Source organism: Streptomyces noursei, assembly GCF_016917755.1.
Taxonomy (GTDB): Bacteria; Actinomycetota; Actinomycetes; order Streptomycetales; family Streptomycetaceae; genus Streptomyces; species Streptomyces yunnanensis.
In genome coordinates this window covers 8180067-8198594 of the sequence record NZ_CP070326.1, presented here as the reverse complement: position 1 = coordinate 8198594, position 18528 = coordinate 8180067, and the positions used below count along the sequence as shown (strand labels likewise).

General features: G+C 72.7%; 9 protein-coding genes (1 of these 9 cut by a window edge). 4 read left to right on the top strand and 5 right to left on the bottom strand.

What is annotated here, in order from left to right:
* Nucleotides 1-64 precede the first annotated feature (64 nt).
* On the bottom strand, nucleotides 65-3325 hold the full coding sequence (locus tag JNO44_RS35475; protein ID WP_205368085.1) for a lantibiotic dehydratase: 3261 nt from the start codon (nucleotides 3323-3325) through the stop codon (nucleotides 65-67).
* A 259-nt stretch (nucleotides 3326-3584) separates the two neighbouring features.
* Here JNO44_RS35475 and lspA point away from each other — a divergent pair, with 259 nt between their 5' ends.
* Nucleotides 3585-4187, top strand: a complete 603-nt coding sequence (gene lspA, locus JNO44_RS35470; protein ID WP_205368083.1) for a signal peptidase II — start codon at nucleotides 3585-3587, stop codon at nucleotides 4185-4187.
* 207 nt (nucleotides 4188-4394) lie between these two features.
* A complete protein-coding gene (locus tag JNO44_RS35465) occupies nucleotides 4395-5261 on the top strand; it encodes a dienelactone hydrolase family protein (protein ID WP_205368081.1) in 867 nt (288 codons plus the stop codon).
* Between the two features lie 371 nt (nucleotides 5262-5632).
* Here JNO44_RS35465 and JNO44_RS35460 read toward each other — a convergent pair whose 3' ends face one another.
* From JNO44_RS35460 to JNO44_RS35445, 4 genes are all read right to left on the bottom strand, one after another.
* A complete protein-coding gene (locus tag JNO44_RS35460; RefSeq protein ID WP_229922323.1) occupies nucleotides 5633-5899 on the bottom strand; it encodes a DUF6207 family protein in 267 nt (88 codons plus the stop codon).
* A gap of 51 nt (nucleotides 5900-5950) precedes the next feature.
* On the bottom strand, nucleotides 5951-6688 hold the full coding sequence (locus JNO44_RS44640; protein WP_205368078.1) for a 4'-phosphopantetheinyl transferase family protein: 738 nt from the start codon (nucleotides 6686-6688) through the stop codon (nucleotides 5951-5953).
* An 85-nt stretch (nucleotides 6689-6773) separates the two neighbouring features.
* On the bottom strand, nucleotides 6774-8591 hold the full coding sequence (locus JNO44_RS35450; RefSeq protein ID WP_205368076.1) for an ABC transporter ATP-binding protein: 1818 nt from the start codon (nucleotides 8589-8591) through the stop codon (nucleotides 6774-6776).
* Nucleotides 8569-10323, bottom strand: coding sequence for an ABC transporter ATP-binding protein (locus JNO44_RS35445; RefSeq protein ID WP_205368075.1), 1755 nt, complete (start codon nucleotides 10321-10323; stop codon nucleotides 8569-8571). Before JNO44_RS35445 ends, JNO44_RS35450 begins: the two co-directional genes overlap by 23 nt.
* Before the next feature lie 297 nt (nucleotides 10324-10620).
* Here JNO44_RS35445 and JNO44_RS35440 point away from each other — a divergent pair, with 297 nt between their 5' ends.
* Nucleotides 10621-11655, top strand: a complete 1035-nt coding sequence (locus JNO44_RS35440) for a GDP-mannose 4,6-dehydratase (RefSeq protein ID WP_205368074.1) — start codon at nucleotides 10621-10623, stop codon at nucleotides 11653-11655.
* 181 nt (nucleotides 11656-11836) lie between these two features.
* On the top strand, nucleotides 11837-18528 hold the beginning of the coding sequence (locus JNO44_RS35435) for a type I polyketide synthase (protein ID WP_205368073.1). Its footprint extends 21916 nt past the window's final position; the window shows 6692 of its 28608 coding nt (coding positions 1-6692); the start codon lies at nucleotides 11837-11839; its stop codon lies off the right edge, out of view.

Genomic DNA, 18528 nt, shown 5'->3' with positions numbered 1-18528 from the left:
AAGTCGGGCCGCTTCCCGCGGCCGGACCGGGCGGCCGGGTGTGGCCAGGCGGTCCCGGTCCCGGTCAGCGGCTCTGCCTCCTGCGGTCGGTGTGTGCCTGGGCCGCGCCACGGGCCACGGCGCGGGCCAGGCGTTCGGACTCTTCGTCGATGCCGATCAGCCGGTTGTGATGCATCTGGAGCAGCGCGTGCAGCACCTGGTCCGGGTGGCTCCAGGAGCGTTCGCCCAGCTCGCGCAGGAGATGCCGGTAGGCGGACACCTGCCGTGCACGGCGGGCCCAGGCGGTGCGCAGCACATGCCCGCCGGCGGCCGGACCCGGATCGCCGCGGTACGGATCGACCAGGGACAGGACCTGGCGCCGTCGCTCGCGGAAGGCCCGGTACGCCCCGTCGTCCCTGGGCACGGACCGCAGCAGCCAGTCCGCACCGGCGTGCGCCTCGCGGTCCGGTGCGGGTGCCGCCGCGCCGTCGGCGTGGAAGGCGCGCGCGAGGTCCGCGAAGCCCGCGGCGGCCAACAGCGGCGGTTCGACGGCCTCCTGCCGTGCGTGGCCGCGGCGCAGATGCTCCAGCACGGCGACGCTGTCGGCGTGGAAGACCCGCTCCGCGGCCGCGATCGCCTCCGGACCGCCGTACCGCTCCCACTCCGGGTCGTAGCCGTCGCAGACGACCCGCCCCAGCAGGCCGCCGTCGCGCAGCCGACCGGTGGTGTCGTGCAGCCGCGGCAGCAGCTTCCCCGCCAGCACCTCGGGCGGGGCGTGGAACCGGAGCGCCAGGTGCGGCCCGTACGCGTCACGGTGGCGCAGGAAGAACCACCGGTCGACCTCCGCGGGCAACTGGTCCACCAGCGCCGGCAGATGCACGGCGAGCAGTTCCTCGTGCCGTGCGGCCGGGGCGTACCAGGCGGTGGACAGCCATTCCCCGCCCGGCAGATGCACCCCGGGCCGGGGGCGCGGCGGGACGTGACGCCGGGGCGCGGGCGGCTGCGGCTCCGGACGCTCCGCGGGACGGGTCAGTCGCAGTGGGAGGACCACCTCGGCGTGGTGGGCGCCGCCCGGACCGCGCAGCCAGCCGTCCGGGCGGCCCGCGGCATCGGCGGCCACCTCCCGCAGCTCGGCCTGCCCGGACCGCAGCAGCTCGTGCCGGAGCAGCGCCAGATGCCCCGGCAGCGACAGATCGAGCTGGACGCCGCGGTCGCGCTGCCCCACCCAGACCCGCTCGGGGACCCGCCACCCCTCGCGCCAGCGCCGCCAGACATCCCGCCAGTCCGCGAACGGCAGCCTGACGTCCAGCAGTTCGGGGGCGGGGCGCCAGCGCGCCGGTGCCAGCACGGTCCGCCCGTAACGCACCCGCGGCAGGTACGGCAGCACCCCGGCCCCGCCCCAGTCCCAGGCGCGCCAGCGGCGCACCCCGCTCTCGGCCAGCTCGCAGACGAACCGGGCCGCGTCGGGCAGGTCCCACTGCGGGGTGAGGACGTGGAACACGGCGGGGTCGACCCGCCGGCCGGTCGCGGAATCCACCAGGGACAGCCGATCCGGTTCGGCGCGGACGGCGAGACCGCGCAGGTCCAGCACCCCGGGATCGTCCGGGTCGGCGAAGCAGCCGACGGGGAGGAGGCGGTCCAGCAGCTGGGGGACCTGCGTCGCGTTGCCCGGCCGGGCGCGTCCGGGACGTAAGGCGACCTGGGCGCGCCAGGGCCCCTCCGCTGCCGGCTCCTCCCGTACCAGCGCGGCCAGTTCGGCGACCGTCCGGCCGTCCAGCAGGTGGCCGAACCGGCCGAGCAGCGCACCGGCCTGACCGGTACCGCCGACCACCACCAGGCCGAAGTCCCCGTCGGACAGTGCCTCGCAGGACGCGGCGAGCAGCTGCGCGTGCAACTCCAACGTCGCCGGCGGCCGGCCACCGGCACGGGCCAGGCGGCGCACCGCCGGATGGTCGGCATCCAGCACCACCTCCGAAGCACCGGACAGCAGGGCCTGCTGGGCCAACCCGGCCAGGACCCGGTCGCGTTCCGGATCGCCCGCGGTGGCCTGGGCGCGCCCGGAACCGGCCGGACACCGATAGCCCGCCGGTGCGCCCAACCCCACGTCCGGGTCCAGCACCTCCGTCACCGGCACCACACGGTCGGTCCCGTAGCGCGTCACGAACGCCTCGCGGTACTCCCGCAGATGATCCGGTGCGGACTCCGGGGGGCTCAGGCGCCACAGGAACTCCGCCGCCCGCGCGGCCTCCTCGACCACCGCGGCCGGCAGCCGCACCTCGACGTCCAGGGCGAGCTCCACATGGAGCGGGACGGGCCGGTCGCACAACCTCCGCATCCGGCCGCCGAGCTGCTCCAACGCGGACGTCCCGGACCCCACCGGCCGAGCCGCGTAGGACGTCAGCTCTGCCCGGATCAGGCGCAGTTCGGCGAGCTCCGGAAGGTGTGCGGGCGGCACGTCTGCGCAGATGCGCAACACATGGCGCAACGGGTCGCCCGCCGTCGACGGCGGGCGCGCCTCGGTCAGCAGGATCTCCTTGGCGACCAGTTCGGACAGCGTCCCGTACACCGACTGCTCGGTGGCTCCGGGAATCCGCAACAGCAGCGCGCCGACCAGCTCCGCACCGCGCAGTGGGCGGCGCGCGAGCTGCCGCACCGCCTGCACCACCAGGGTGTTCCGCACGCTCACTTCCCGGAACGCGCGCCGGCCGCCGGCACCGTCCGGGGCGTCGCCCGGCGGCCCGCCCTCCCGCGCCGACTGCGGCACGTACGGCAGCACCAGCCGACCGCCGCGCTCCGTGCACAGCCCGTTGACCACCACCCGCAGATGGGCCAGTACGCCCGGCCGCCGTTCCCAGGCCGCGACGAGCCCGGCGAGCCACTCCAGGTCCGGCCGGACCCCGCGGGTGTGCGCGCCGCCCCAACGCACCTTTGCCGCATCCGCCGCGTCCCGCTCCGTGCCGCACCGCACCGGCGCGACCCCCGCCATCAGTCCGAACGGTGTGGCACGGGTGCTCATCCGCAACCGGTGGGACGCCAACGTCCGCACCGCCTGCCGGAGTCTGGCCGGGTTCACGTCCGGCGATCCGTCCAGCACCTGCCGCACCACCGCGGCCAGCGCCGGATGGGACGCCAGCACCGCCTCCCGCACCAAGGGGTCGGCCGCCAGCATGCGTAAGGAGGTGGCCGGGTCGAGCAGCTCGGCCGGTTCGGGCGGCCCCGGTCGGCCGGTGGCCTCCTCCTGATCCGTCCCGAGGTCCGCCGGGACCTCCGCCGCCCGGCACATCGGAAGGACCGGGGCGCGCACCATGCCCACGCCGACCCCGCGAAACAGGCACTCACCGGACACGAACGACTTCCCTCACTTCCCCGGTACCCCGGACCTGTGCGTCACAGTTCTCGGGGTCCGTCCGGGACCTTACGTGAAGCACCGTTTACCTGTATATGCAGAGAATTCTCCGACCCGGTGCGCGGCGGCCGGAGCGCCCCCGCAGCGTGGTGAACTGCCTGGTCAGCCACCATTCGTCGCCCATGGCTACGCCCTGAGGCCCCTGCCGAGTTCGCCCTGATTAAGGTGGGCTGCCCAACCGACTTCGAGGTGAGTGAACTTGACGCATTCGAGGCGCACGACGGACGCGGAAGCCGCAGACCCGGGAGATTCCGGAGGCGGAGGAGAGCAGGCAGAGCCGGCACGCGGCAGACGGCGTGTCCTCCTGCTGTTGGGGGTGGCGGGCTGCGCCTACCTGATCGACCTGTGCAGCAAGCTGGCAGTGGTGGAGAAGTTGGAGTACCGCGATCCCGTCCCGGTGCTCGGCGCCTGGCTGGAGCTGCGGGTGACGCGCAACTCCGGCGCGGCGTTCGGCATGGGCGGCGCGATGACCATCCTGTTCACCGTGATCGCGGTGGCCGTCGTCGTGGCGATCGTCCGCCTGGCGCGCAAGCTCTACAGCGTCCCGTGGGCGATCGCGCTGGGCCTCCTGCTCGGTGGTGCGCTCGGGAATCTGACGGACCGCCTCTTCCGGTCTCCGGGGGGCCTGCAGGGCGCGGTCGTCGACTTCATCGCCGTCCGCGGCTTCAGCGTGATGAACCTCGCCGACTGGGCGATCGTCTGTGGTGGCGTCCTCATCGTGTTCTGTTCCTTCCGGGGCTGGGAACTGGGCGACACCGGCCGCAAGGCGGACGACGCGACGGCCGGGGCCCCTCCCTCGTGAGGCGGAGCCGTACCGATGGGGGTGGGTGGTCGGGCGGGTCGGTGGCGGCAGGGCACTACGCCCACGGCAAGGACCGGTGACTGCGCGGGTGACCGGTGGGTAATGTCGCGTGGCAGCGCACCGGATGAGGGCGAGGCGTCCTGGCCCGGCAGGCACATCCGACCCGACCAGTCCCCGACCGGACATCAATCGCAACGGTGGTATTCGATGGCAGACCATGACCTGACCGGGTTCGACCGCGACCACTTCACCCACGACGGCGTCACGCGCCGGATCCTCCGACGTGGCACGGGGCCCGCGGTGGTGGTGCTGGCGGAGGTTCCCGGCATCACGCCGAAGGTGCTGGAGTTCGCGGAGCGCGTCGCCGCCATCGGCTGCACCGCCGTGCTCCCGGTACTGTTCGGCACCCCCGGTCGCGATGCCGACCCCCATCACGTCGGGTGGCTGAAGTCCACGCTGTACACCGCCTCGACGGCCCGGAAGGTCTGCGTGAGCCGGGAGTTCACGCTGCTCGCCACCGGGAAGTCCTCTGCGGTGGTGACCTGGCTGCGGGCCCTGGCAGCGCAGGAGCACGAGCGTTGCGGCGGGCCCGGCGTCGGGGCCGTCGGCATGTGCCTGACCGGCGGCTTCGCCCTGGCCATGGCCGTCGACGACCGGCTGATCGCCCCCGTGCTGTCCCAGCCCTCGCTGCCCCTGGCCCTGACCAGGAGCCGGGCCGGGGGCATCGACATCTCGCCCGAGGACCTCGCCACCGTCCGGGGCCGCTGCGAGCGCGAGGGCCTTTCGGTGCTGGGCCTTCGGTTCCAGGGCGACCGCCTGGTGCCGAGCGACCGGTTCGCGTTCCTGCGCCGCGAACTGGGCGACGCGTTCACCGCCGTGGAACTGCCCGATTCCGCCGCCAACCCGAGGTCCGCGCTGGCGCCGCACTCCGTGCTGACCGAGCACCTCGTCGACGAACCCGGCCAGCCGACCCGCGAGGCCCTGGACGACGTGCTGGACCTCTTCCGCACGCGCCTGCTGGGGGAGTCGCGCGATACGGACGAGACGGTGCCGTCCGCACAGACCGGGGAGTGACCGAAACGGGCCCCGACGCGCCACCGACGTGCGGGGCCCCGACCCCAACGTGGCGGGGGCGCGGGGGTGAGTGGGGACGGCCGGCTCGTGGATGACGATCCGGTTGCGATGCGGGGCGCCACCGAGTCCGCGGCCGGATGTCCTCGTTGGCCGGATATGGGGTCTTCCGTCTTCGAGCCGGAGAGTGCCGGCACGCCGCGGTTGCGCGGCGCGTACTGGGTGGATCAGCAGCGGGTCAGAGCGGACCGCTGTTGCTCGTGGTGTGTGCCGCGGGAGGTGCCGACGGTGCCGTGCGTGAATCGAGGCGTGGTCGCCGTCGCGATCGCGGTGGTGTCGGTGCTGCTCGTGCTGACCGTGGTGGTGGCGACGGCCTACTTGCCGTGAGCCCGGTCCTTGCGCCGCGACCTGGGCAGCGGATGCACCTCTTCGGTCGACGCCAAGGGACGGTGGCGCAGGTCAAGATAGGCGCGGACGGAGACGCCGGGCTGCCCCGGCGTCTGCCAGGGCGCGGAGGGGCCGCTGGAACGCCACAGGCGGCCCAACTCGGCCGCGGCAAGGGTGGCGGTGGCTTCGTCGGCTGCGGTGACGTCGATGACGACCATGCCGGGTTCGCTGACATGTTCCTCGTGGATATGCACAGTTCTGTATGACCTATTTCGCCCCGTGACGTAAGGAGTAGCCGGCGGGTTTCATCCGAAGGTGGGGCGCGGGAGCGGTGAGTTGACCGTGAGGTGCGTGCGGTGTTCCCGGTCGCGCCGGGGGACGGGCGCCGGCAGGTGGACCGCCGTGGTCAGCAGGGCGGAGGTGGTGTGCCAGCGGCCGGGGAAGTCCGTGACCCGTCGGCCGCCCAGCAGGGGGCCCGGGACCAGGAGGCGAGCGGTGAAGGTGCCCTGTGTCGGGTCGATGACGATCTCGGCCTCGGAGAAGTCCAGTTCGCGTCGGGTCAGGGGATACCACGCCTTGAAGACGCTCTCCTTGGCGCTGAAGAGCAGCCGGTCCCAGTGGACGTCCGGACGATGGGCCGCCAGGGCCACGAGATGCGGCCGTTCGGAGGGCAGGGCGATGGCCTTCAGGACGCCGACCGGCAGCGGACCGTTCGGTTCGGCGTCGATGCTCACCGCGGCCGACAGCTCCGCGGGGGAGACGGCGGCGGCGCGGTAGCCGGCGCAGTGCGTCATGCTGCCGACGATGCCGGGCGGCCACTGCGGGGCGCCGCGCCGATCGGGCAGTATGGCCCGGTCCGGGTGGCCGAGCCGGCGCAGGGCCCGGCGGGCGAGATGGCGGACGGTGGTGAACTCGCGCTGCCGGGACTCCACGGCCCGGGCGATGACCTCGCGTTCCGAGGAGAGCAGCCGGTCGCCGGGGCGCGGCCGGTCGTCGTACGCCGCCTCGGTGGCGACCGTGGCGGGCAGGATCAGTTCGATCACCGCATACCTCCGGCGAACGGTAAGAACAGGGGGTTGCTTCGGGGCACGGTTCCGTCCTTGACGGGGGCGCCGCGGGGCGGCCGGGTCAGCCGGCCGCGGCGCCCGCGGTGGGAGTGTGGGTGCGGGCTGCGTGCAGCCGGGCGTACAGGCCCTGCGCGCACAGGAGTTGAGCGTGGGTGCCCTGCTCGACGATGCGGCCGGCGTCCATCACGACGATCAGGTCCGCGTCGCGGATCGTGGACAGGCGGTGCGCGATCACGAAGCTGGTCCGGCCCGCCCGCAGGGAGCGCATGGCGCGTTGGATCAGGACCTCGGTCCGGGTGTCCACGGAGCTGGTGGCCTCGTCCAGGACGAGGACGGCCGGTTTGGCGAGGAAGGCCCGGGCCACGGTCAGCAGTTGCTTCTCGCCGGCGCTGACGGTGCCCGACTCGTCGTCCAGCACGGTGTCGTAGCCCTGCGGCAGGGTGCGGATGAAGCGGTCGGCGCAGGTCGCGCGGGCCGCCTCCTCGACATCCGCGCGGCAGGCCCCGGGTGCGCCGTACGCGATGTTCTCCGCGATGGTGCCGCCGAACAGCCAGGTGTCCTGGAGCACCAGCCCGAAGCGGGACCGCAGGTCGTCGCGGGTCATCGTCGCGGTGTCGGTGCCGTCCAGGAGGATGCGGCCGGAGTCCGGTTCGTAGAAGCGCATCAGGAGGTTGCCGAGGGTGGTCTTGCCGGCGCCGGTGGGGCCGACGATCGCCACGGTGCTGCCCGGTTCCACGGTGAGCGAGAGGTTCTCGATGAGGGGCGTGTCGGGGGAGTAGCGGAAGGACACGTCGGCGAACTCGACGCGGCCCTCGGCGCGGGCGGGCGTGCCGGGCCGGTGCGGGTCCGGGGCCTGCTCGGGGGCGTCGAGCAGGGTGAAGACGCGCTGGGCGGAGGCGATGCCGGACTGGAGCCTGCCGGCCACCGAGGCGATCTCCACGATCGGCTGGCTGAACTGGCGGGCGTAGAGGATGAACGCCTGCACGTCGCCGAGGGTCAGGGAGCCGTTGACGACCTTCCAGGCGCCGACGACGGCCACCAGCACATAGCCGAGGTTGGCGACGAACATCATGACCGGTTCCATGGCACCGGAGGCGAACTGTGCCTTGGCCGCCGCCCGGTACACCGCGTCGTTGCAGGCGTCGAAGCGCTCCTCGACCGCCGCGCGCCGGTCGAAGCCCTTGATCAGCGCATGACCGGTGCACACCTCCTCCACATGGGCGTTGAGGGTGCCGTTCGCGGACCACTGCGCGGCGTAGTGGGGCTGCGCGCGCTTGCTGATCCGGGCCGCGACCAACGCCGAGACCGGCACGCTCAACAGCATCACCGCGGCCAGCGACGGCGAGATCACCAGCATCAGCACCAGCATCGTCAGCAGCGAGAAGATCGAGGTGATCAGCTCGGCGAGGGTCTGCTGGAGGGTCTGTTGGAGGTTGTCGATGTCATTGGTGGTGCGGCTGAGCAGCTCACCGGCCGGCTGCCGGTCGAAGTGGCCCAGCGGCAGCCGGGTCAGCTTCTCCCGGGCGTCGCGGCGCAGTTCGTGGATGGTGCGCCACACCGCGGACGCCACCAGCCGGCCCTGCGCCAGCATGAACAGCGACGCCACGACGTAGAGCGCCAGCAGGACCAGCAGCAGCCGGCCGATCGCGCCGAAGTCGATCCCGGGCGCCGGGCCCGGGCCGCCGCCGAGCACGCCGTCGGCGATCAGATCGGTGACCCGGCCGAGCAGCAGCGGGCCGAACGCGTTGAGCACGATCCCGCCGACGCCCGTCAACACGGCGAGTGCCACGGCGCGGCGGTGCGGACGCAGCAGGCCGACGAGCCGACGTGCCGGCCGGGGCGCGGTCCGCTCCTCCTCAGGGTCGTCCGGCGAGGCCATGGGCGGCTTCCTCCTCGGTGAGCTGCGAGAGCGCGATCTCGCGGTAGGTCGGGCTGGTGCGCAGCAGCACGTCGTGGGTGCCCTGGGCGACCACGCGCCCGCGGTCCAGGACGACGATCCGGTCCGCGTCGCGGCTGGCGGAGATCCGCTGCGCCACGGTGATCACCGTGGCGCCCGCGGTGTACGGCACCAGCGCGGTCCGCAGTGCCGCATCGGTGGCCTGGTCGAGCGCCGAGAAACAGTCGTCGAAGAGATAGATCTCCGGCCGGCGCAGCAAGGCCCGGGCGAGGGAGAGGCGTTGGCGCTGGCCGCCGGAGACATTGCCGCCGCCCTGGGTGATCTCCGCATCGAGGCCGCCCGGCATCCGCGCCACGAAGTCGGCCGCCTGGGCGACCCGCAGCGCCTCCCACAGCTCCTCGTCGGTGGCGTCCGGCCGCCCGAAGCGCAGATTGCTCGCCACGGTGCCGGAGAACAGGTACGGCCGCTGCGGCACGAACCCGACGGCGGCGGCGAGCGTGGCCGCGGTCAGCTCGCGGACGTCGGTGCCGCCGACCCGCACCGCGCCCTCGGTGGCATCGGCCAGCCGCAGCACCAGGTTCAGCAGGGTCGTCTTGCCGCTGCCGGTGCTGCCGAGCACGGCGATCCGCTCGCCCGGCTCGACGGTCAGGTCGATGTCCCGCAGCACGGGCTCCTCGGCGCCCGGGTAGCGGTACCCGGCCGCGCGCAGTTCGACCCGGCCGGCGGGTCCCCGTACCGGCTGCGGCGCGGCCGGCGGCGCCACGCTCGACCCGGTGTCCAGGACCTCCGTGATCCGACCGGCACACACCCGGGCCCGCGGCACCGACAGGAACACGAAGGCGAGCATCACGACGGACATCAGGATGAGCGAGAGATAGCTCAGGAAGGCGCTGAGCGAGCCGATCGGCATCCGGCCCGCGTCGATCCGGTGGGAGCCGGTCCACAGCAGGGCGACGGTGAAACCGTTCATCAGCAGCAGCACGACCGGCAGCATCGTCGCGATCAGCCGACCCACCCGCCGCGACAGCACGAGGAACGCGTCGTTGGTCTGCGCGAACCGCGCGCGCTCGTGGTCGTCGCGGACGAAGGACCGGACCACCCGCACCCCGGTGATCGCCTCACGCAGCAGCCGCCCCAGCCGGTCCAGGGTCAGCTGCATCCGCGCGTACAGGGCGCCCATCCGGGCCAGCAGCAGGCCGAAGCAGACCGCCACCACCAGCACCAGCGCCACCAGGAGCAGTGCCAGCGGAACGTCCTGGCGCAGCGCCAGCAGCACGCTGCCCAGGCACATCAGCGGCGCGCAGACGACGATGCCGAAGCCGGACTGGGCGAGGTTCTGCACCTGCTGCACGTCGTTCACCGACCGGGTCAGCAGGGAGGGGGTGCCGAACCGGCCGATCTCGCGGGCGGAGAAGTCCAGGATGCGGCGGAAGATCGCGGACCGCAGATCGCGGCCCATCGCCGTCGCGGTCCGGGCGGCCAGCGCCGCCGCACCGAGCGCGGCGGCGATCTGCACCAGCGCCACCACGCCCATCACCACACCCAGCTCGGTGATGCGCCCGCCGTCGCCGCGCACCACCCCCTGGTCGATGAGTGCGGCGCCCAGCGTCGGCAGCAGCAACGTGCCCAGGATCTGGACGAGTTGGAGGACGACGAGAGCGGCGGTGGCCCAGGCATAGGGGCGCAGCTGTGCCCGCAGAAGTCTCAACAGCACGGAGGAACACCCCGGTTGACGGCGGCGTGCGGCCGCACGGTGGACGGAGTCGGCCGGCCCGCCGACATGGTCATTGCACCGCAGTCCGCTCCGAAATTTCACTAGTGTTGGGGGTGGCCACGGACTTTTGACGGCCGGGTACTCGTGAATTCCCTAGAAAGCCCGGGATGCGTTGACAGCGTCTTCCGCGGCTTGCGAGCGTGCGGGTGTCTAACGTCCGGACTGCGTATTCGACGCCAGGTCGTGGCCGAGCTCAAGCGTTTGGACGGTCTCTTTCGTGTTCGAGAAGGGTTTGCCATGTCCAAACGAGCGCTGATCACCGGAATCACCGGCCAGGACGGCTCCTATCTCGCGGAGCACCTGCTGTCCCAGGGCTACCAGGTGTGGGGCCTGATCCGCGGCCAGGCCAATCCCCGCAAGTCCCGGGTCAGCCGCCTCGTCTCCGAACTCAACTTCATCGACGGGGACCTGATGGACCAGGGCAGCCTGGTCTCCGCCGTCGACACCGTGCAGCCCGACGAGGTCTACAACCTCGGCGCCATCTCGTTCGTGCCGATGTCCTGGCAGCAGGCCGAGCTGGTCACCGAGGTCAACGGCATGGGCGTGCTGCGCATGCTGGAGGCCATCCGCATGGTCAGCGGACTGTCCACCTCCCGCACGGTCAGCCCGCGCGGCCAGATCCGCTTCTACCAGGCGTCCAGCTCGGAGATGTTCGGCAAGGCCGCCGAGACGCCCCAGCGCGAGACCACCCTCTTCCACCCGCGCAGCCCCTATGGCGCGGCCAAGGCGTACGGGCACTACATCACCCGCAACTACCGCGAGTCCTTCGGCATGTACGCGGTCTCCGGCATGCTCTTCAACCACGAATCCCCGCGCCGCGGCCAGGAATTCGTCACCCGCAAGATCAGCCTGGCGGTCGCCCGTATCAAGCACGGCCTCCAGGACAAGCTGGCGCTCGGCAACCTCGACGCGGTGCGCGACTGGGGCTACGCCGGCGACTACGTCCGCGCCATGCACCTGATGCTCCAGCAGGACGCCGGCGACGACTACGTCATCGGCACCGGGCAGATGCACTCGGTGCGCGACGCGGTCCGGATCGCGTTCGAACACGTCGGCCTGAACTGGGAGGACCACGTCGTCATCGACCCCGACCTGGTGCGGCCCGCCGAGGTCGAGGTGCTGTGCGCCGACAGTGCCAAGGCCCAGGACCGCCTCGGCTGGAAGCCGGACGTCGACTTCCCCGCCCTCATGCGCATGATGGTCGATTCCGACCTGGCGCAGGTTTCCCGCGAAAACCAATACGGCGACGTGCTGCTCGCCGCCAACTGGTAACGGATCCCAAGCTTTCGAAAACTAGTGAATTCCTGCCGGAATTCCGACGACACTCGCCACATGGATTCCCTCGGTGAGTGGCGAATCCAGGTGGCGAATCCGAACGTACCGCCGAAACGGCGTGGAGAAGTCGGACGCCATTCACGTGCGGCCGTCGGCTGTCGAGATGGGTTGAGTTGAGATGGACAACGAACAAAAACTCCGGGATTACCTCAAGCTTGCGACGGCCGACCTTCGACGCACCCGTCGGCGCGTCCACGAGCTGGAGTCGGCGGCCCAGGAACCGGTGGCCATCATCGGCATGACCTGTCGCTACCCCGGAGACGTCCGCAGCCCCGAAGACCTCTGGCGCATGGTCGAGGCCGGCGAGCACGGCGTCACCCCGTTCCCCACCGACCGCGGTTGGGACCTGGAGGCGCTGGCCGCCGCGCCGACCGCTTCCGGTGGATTCCTGCACGACGCCCCCGACTTCGACGCGGACTTCTTCGGCATCTCGCCGCGCGAGGCGGTCGCCATGGACCCGCAACAGCGCGTCGTCCTGGAATCCGCCTGGGAGGCGTTCGAACGCGCCGGCATCGACCCGACGTCCGTGAAGGGCAGCCGCACCGGAGTCTTCATCGGCGCGATGGCCCAGGACTACCGCGTCGGCCCCGCCGACGGCGCCGAGGGCTTCCAACTCACCGGCAACACCGGCAGCGTGCTGTCCGGCCGCATCTCCTACACCTTCGGCACGGTCGGCCCCGCCGTCACCGTCGACACCGCCTGCTCCTCCTCCCTGGTCGCCGTCCACCTCGCCACCCAGGCGCTGCGGGCCGGCGAGTGCACCCTCGCCCTCGCCGGCGGCGTCACCATCATGTCCGGCCCCGGCACCTTCATCGAGATGGGCCGCCAGGGCGGGCTCTCCGCCGACGGCCGCTGCCGCTCCTTCGGCGACACCGCCGACGGCACCGGCTGGGCCGAAGGCGTCGGCATCCTCGTCCTGGAACGGCTCTCCGACGCCGTCCGCAACGGCCACGAGATCCTCGCCGTCGTCCGCGGCACCGCCGTCAACCAGGACGGCGCCTCCAACGGCCTGACCGCCCCCAACGGCCCCTCCCAGCAGCAGGTGATCCAGCAGGCCCTGGTCAACGCCCGACTCACCGCCGGGGACATCGACGTCGTCGAGGCGCACGGCACCGGCACCACCCTCGGCGACCCCGTCGAGGCTCAGGCCCTGCTCGCCACCTACGGGCAGAACCGCCCGGAGGACCGGCCGCTGCTGCTCGGCTCGGTCAAGTCCAACCTCAGCCACACCCAGGCCGCCGCCGGCGTCGCCGGCGTCATCAAGATGGTCATGGCGATGCGGCACGGCACCCTGCCGCGCACCCTGCACGCCGAGGAGCCCACCCACCACGTCGACTGGTCGCAGGGCGCCGTGCGGCTGCTGACCGACACCACCGACTGGCCCGCCACCGGGGCACCGCGCCGCGCCGCCGTCTCCTCCTTCGGCATCAGCGGCACCAACGCCCACACCATCATCGAGCAGGCCCCCGAACCGCAGCCCGAGGACGCCGCGACCGCGCAGGCCGACGACGCCGCCGGCAGCGCGCCGGCCACCGCCCCCGTGGTGCCCGGCGTCGTACCGGTCCTGCTCTCCGGCCGCACCCCGGACGCCCTGCGCGGCCAGGCCGCGGCCCTGTGCGCCGCCCTCGACACCGGCCGGCGGCCCGACCTGCTCGACCTCGCACACTCCCTCGCCACCACCCGCGCCGGGTTCGAACACCGCGCCGTCCTCCTCGCCACCGACCACCCCGTCCTGGCCGACGGCCTCACCGCCCTCGCCGACGCCGACGACCCGGCCGCCGCCCCCGCCTGGATCACCGGCACCACCCGGGCCGAGACCCGGCTCGCCGTCCTCTTCACCGGCCAGGGCGCCCAACGCCTCGGCGCGGGACGGGAACTCGCCGCCCGCTTCCCGGCGTTCGCCACCGCCCTCGACGCGGCGCTCGACGCCTTCACCCCGCACCTCGACCGTCCCCTGCGCGAGGTCCTGTGGGGCACCGACGCCGCCCTGCTCGACCGCACCGCATACGCCCAGCCGGCCCTCTTCGCCGTCGAAGTGGCGCTCTACCGGCTGATCGAATCGTTCGGCGTCCGCCCCGACCACCTCGCCGGCCACTCCGTCGGCGAGATCGTCGCCGCGCACCTCGCCGGCGTCCTCTCCCTGGCCGACGCCGCCACCCTCGTCGCCGCCCGCGGTCGCCTGATGCAGGCGCTGCCCGACGGCGGCGCGATGATCGCCGTCCAGGCATCGGAAGCCGACGTCGCCCCGCTGCTCGCCGGGCACGAGGACCAGGTCGCGATCGCCGCCGTCAACGGCCCCTCCGCCGTCGTCCTCTCCGGCGCCGAAGCCACCGTCACCGCGCTCGCCGAACAGCTCGCCGCCGACGGCCGCAAGACCCGCCGGCTGCGCGTCTCGCACGCCTTCCACTCGCCGCTCATGGAGCCGATGCTCGACGCCTTCCGTGCCGTCGTCGAGGACCTCACGCTCCAGCCGCCGCTGCTGCCGGTCGTCTCCAACCTGACCGGCAGGCCCGCCACCTTCGCCCAACTCACCTCCGCCGACTACTGGGTCGACCACGCCCGGCACGCCGTCCGCTTCGCCGACGGCATCGACTGGCTCGCCCGGCACGACACCACCGCCTTCCTCGAACTCGGCCCCGACGGCGTGCTGTCCGCCATGGCCCAGGACTGCCTGGACGCCGCCGACGCAGGCGCCGTCACCCTCCCCGCCCTGCGCGCCGGGCGCCCCGAGGAGCACACCCTCACCACCGCCCTCGCCGGCCTGCACGTCCACGGCACCACCGTGGACTGGACCGGCTGCTTCGCCGGCACCGGCGCCCGCCGCGCCGACCTGCCGACCTACGCCTTCCAGCGCCGCCGCTACTGGCCCAAGGCCCTCCAGAGCGGCACCGCCGACCTGCGCTCGGTCGGCCTCGGCGCCGCCCACCACCCGCTGCTCTCCGCCGCCGTCTCCCTCGCCGACGCAGGCGGCACCCTGCTCACCGGCCGCCTCTCCCGGCAGACCCACCCCTGGCTCGCCGACCACACCGTCCGCGGCACCACCCTGCTGCCCGGTACCGCCTTCCTCGAACTCGCCGTCCGCGCCGGCGACGAGGTCGGCTGCGACCGCGTCGAGGAACTCACCCTCGCCGCACCGCTCCTGCTGCCCGAACAGGGCGGCGTCCAGGTCCAGTTGTGGATCGGCAACCCCGACGCGTCCGGTCGCCGCACCGTCAACGTCCACGCCCGCCCCGACACCGGCGACGACACCCCCTGGACCGCCCACGCCACCGGCGTCCTCGCCACCGCCGACGCCTCCCCCCGGTTCTCGGCCTCGTCCGAGCAGGGCGGCACCCCCCTCGCCGGCGACCCCCACCCCGCCCTCGACGCGGCCCCGTGGCCCCCGGCCGGCGCCGAACCGCTGCCGCTGGACGGCCACTACGACCGCCTCGCCGACGGCGGCTTCGGCTACGGCCCCGTCTTCCAGGGCCTGCGCGCCGCCTGGCGCAGCGGCGACGCCGTCTACGCCGAGGTCGAGCTGCCCGAGGCCGGCCGGTCCGACGCCGAGGCGTTCGGCCTCCACCCCGCCCTGCTCGACGCCGCCCTGCACGCCGCGCCCTTCACCGGCCTCGGCGAACGCGGCCGGGGCGGCCTGCCGTTCTCCTGGGAGGGCGTCGCCCTCCACGCCGGCGGCGCCACCACCCTCCGCGTCCGCCTGACCCCGGTCGCCGACGACGCGCTCGCCCTGACCGTCGCCGACGGCACCGGTGCGCCCGTGCTGTCCGTCGACTCGCTCGTCCTGCGCAGCGTGGTGACCCAACAGCTCGACGCGGCCGCCGCCGTCGCCCGCGACGCCCTCTTCCGCCTCGACTGGACCCCCGTCCGGCCGACCGCCACCGACCCCGGGCCCGTCGCCCTCCTCGGCGCCGACCCCTTCGGCCTGCTCACCCACGCCGGGTTCGCCGACGCCACGGCATACCCTGACCTCGCCGCCCTTGCCGCGGCGGACGGCCCGGTCCCGTCCACCGTCGTGCTGTCCCTCGCCGGCACCGGGGACGACGCGGCCGATCCGGCGCAGTCCGCACACCGCTGCGCCGCGGACGCCCTCGCCGCCGTACAGACCTGGCTCGATCACCATCAGCGCTTCGCCGCCGCCCGCCTGGTCTTCGTGACCCGTGGTGCGACGGTCGGGCGTGATGTGGCGGCTGCTGCGGTGTGGGGTCTGGTGCGTTCGGCGCAGTCGGAGAATCCGGGTTGTTTTGGTCTGCTTGATCTGGATCCGGATGGTGTGGTGGGTGCGGAGGTGCTGGTCGCTGCGTTGGCCGGTGATGAGCCGCAGGTTGCGGTGCAGGGTGATGTGTTGCGGGTCGCGCGTCTGGTGCGGCGGTCGTTCACCGAGGGTGGTGAGGGCGTCGATGGCGTCGCTGGTGTCGTTGGCGGTCGGGGTGGCTCGGGCTCTGGTGTGTCGTTCTCGGGTGGGGGTGCGGTTCTGGTCACTGGTGGTACGGGTGGTCTGGGTGCGGTGTTGGCGCGTCATCTGGTGGCCGAGTACGGGGTGCGGGATCTGCTGTTGGTCAGTCGCAGTGGTGAACGTGCGGTGGGTGTTGGGGAGTTGGTGGCGGAGCTTGCGGGTGTGGGTGCGCGGGTGCGGGTGGTTGCGTGTGATGTGAGCGATCGTGCCGCGGTGGTGGAGTTGGTTGGCGGGCATTGCGTGTCTGCGGTGGTTCATGCGGCGGGTGTGCTGGATGACGGCATGGTGGGTGCGTTGACCGGGGAGCGGTTGTCCGCGGTCCTGCGGCCGAAGGCGGATGCCGCCTGGCATCTGCACGAGGCGACCCGTGGCCTGGACCTGGAGGCGTTCGTCGTCTTTTCCTCCCTGGCCGGTGTCTTCGGCAGTCCGGGCCAGGCCAACTACGCGGCGGCGAATGCCTTCCTGGACGCGCTGATGGTGCAACGCCGGGCGGAAGGACTGCCCGGCCTGTCACTGGCCTGGGGCCCGTGGGAGCAGTCGGGCGGCATGACGGGCACCCTGACGGACGCCGAGGCCGAACGGCTGGCCCGCTCCGGTGTCCCACCGCTCTCCGTGGCGCAGGGCCTGGCCCTCTTCGACGCTGCCGTGGCCGGGACCGACGCCACCTGCGTGCCGGTCCGCCTGGACCTCCCCGCCCTTCGTGCACGGGGCGAAGTGCCGCCGCTGCTACGGTCGTTGATCCGCGTCCGGGCGCGCCGTGCCGCCGTCGCCGGCTCCGCCACCGCGGGCAATCTCGCCCAGCGCCTGCGCCGCCTGGACCAGGACGGCCGCGACGAGATGGTCCTGGACCTCGTCCGCGGCCAGGTAGCCCTCGTCCTCGGCCACGCGACCGGTGGCGACGTCGACGCCGGCCGTGCCTTCCGCGACCTCGGTTTCGACTCGCTGACCGCCGTCGAACTGCGCAACCGCCTCAACACCGTCACCGGCCTGCGGCTCCCCGCCACCCTGGTCTTCGACTACCCGACCGTCCGGCACCTCGCCACCTACGTCCTGGACGAGTTGTTGGGCGCGGATGCCGAGGTGGCGATCGTGCAGCGGGCCGCGGTGGCGGACGACCCGATCGTCATCGTGGGCATGGCCTGCCGCTACCCCGGCGGCGTCAGCTCCCCCGAAGACCTGTGGCGCGTGCTCACCGAAGGCACCGACGCCGTTTCGGGCTTCCCGACCAACCGTGGTTGGGACGTCGAATCGCTCTACCACCCGGACCCGGATCACCCGGGTACTTCCTACACCCGCTCGGGTGGGTTCCTGCATGAGGCGGGGGAGTTCGATCCGGGGTTCTTCGGGATGAGTCCGCGTGAGGCGTTGGCGACCGATTCTCAGCAGCGGTTGTTGTTGGAGTCGTCGTGGGAGGCGATTGAGCGGGCCGGTATTGATCCGGTGAGTTTGCGGGGCAGTCGGACGGGTGTGTTCGCGGGGGTGATGTACAGCGATTACAGCGCGATGTTGGCCGGTCCGGAGTTCGAGGGTTTCCAGGGCAGTGGGAGTTCGCCGAGTTTGGCGTCGGGTCGGGTGGCCTACACGTTGGGGTTGGAAGGCCCTGCGGTGACGGTGGATACGGCGTGTTCGTCGTCGTTGGTGGCGATGCACTGGGCGATGCAGGCGTTGCGCAGTGGTGAGTGTGGGTTGGCGTTGGCCGGTGGCGTGACGGTGATGTCGACGCCTGCGGTGTTTGTGGACTTTGCTCGGCAGCGGGGTCTGTCGCCGGATGGTCGGTGCAAGGCGTTCGCGGATGCGGCTGATGGCGTGGGCTGGTCCGAGGGCGTGGGTGTGCTGGTGTTGGAACGTCAGTCGGATGCGGTGCGCAACGGTCACGAGATTTTGGCCGTGGTGCGGGGTTCGGCGGTCAACCAGGACGGTGCGTCCAATGGTTTGACGGCGCCGAACGGTCCGTCCCAGCAGCGCGTCATCCGCCAGGCACTGGCCAGCGGCGGCCTCTCCACGACCGACGTCGACGCGGTCGAGGCCCATGGCACGGGCACCACACTGGGCGACCCGATCGAGGCCCAGGCACTCCTCGCCACCTACGGCCAGGACCGCGAACAGGAACACCCGCTGCTTCTCGGCTCGGTCAAGTCCAACCTCGGCCACACGCAGGCGGCTGCCGGTGTCGCCGGCGTGATCAAGATGGTGCTGGCGATGCGGCACGGCGTGCTGCCGCGGACGCTGCATGTGGATGCGCCCTCCTCGCATGTGGACTGGTCCGAGGGTGCGGTGGAGCTGCTGAGTGAGCAGGCTGCCTGGCCGGAGACGGGTCGGGTGCGGCGGGCGGGTGTCTCCTCCTTCGGCATCAGCGGCAC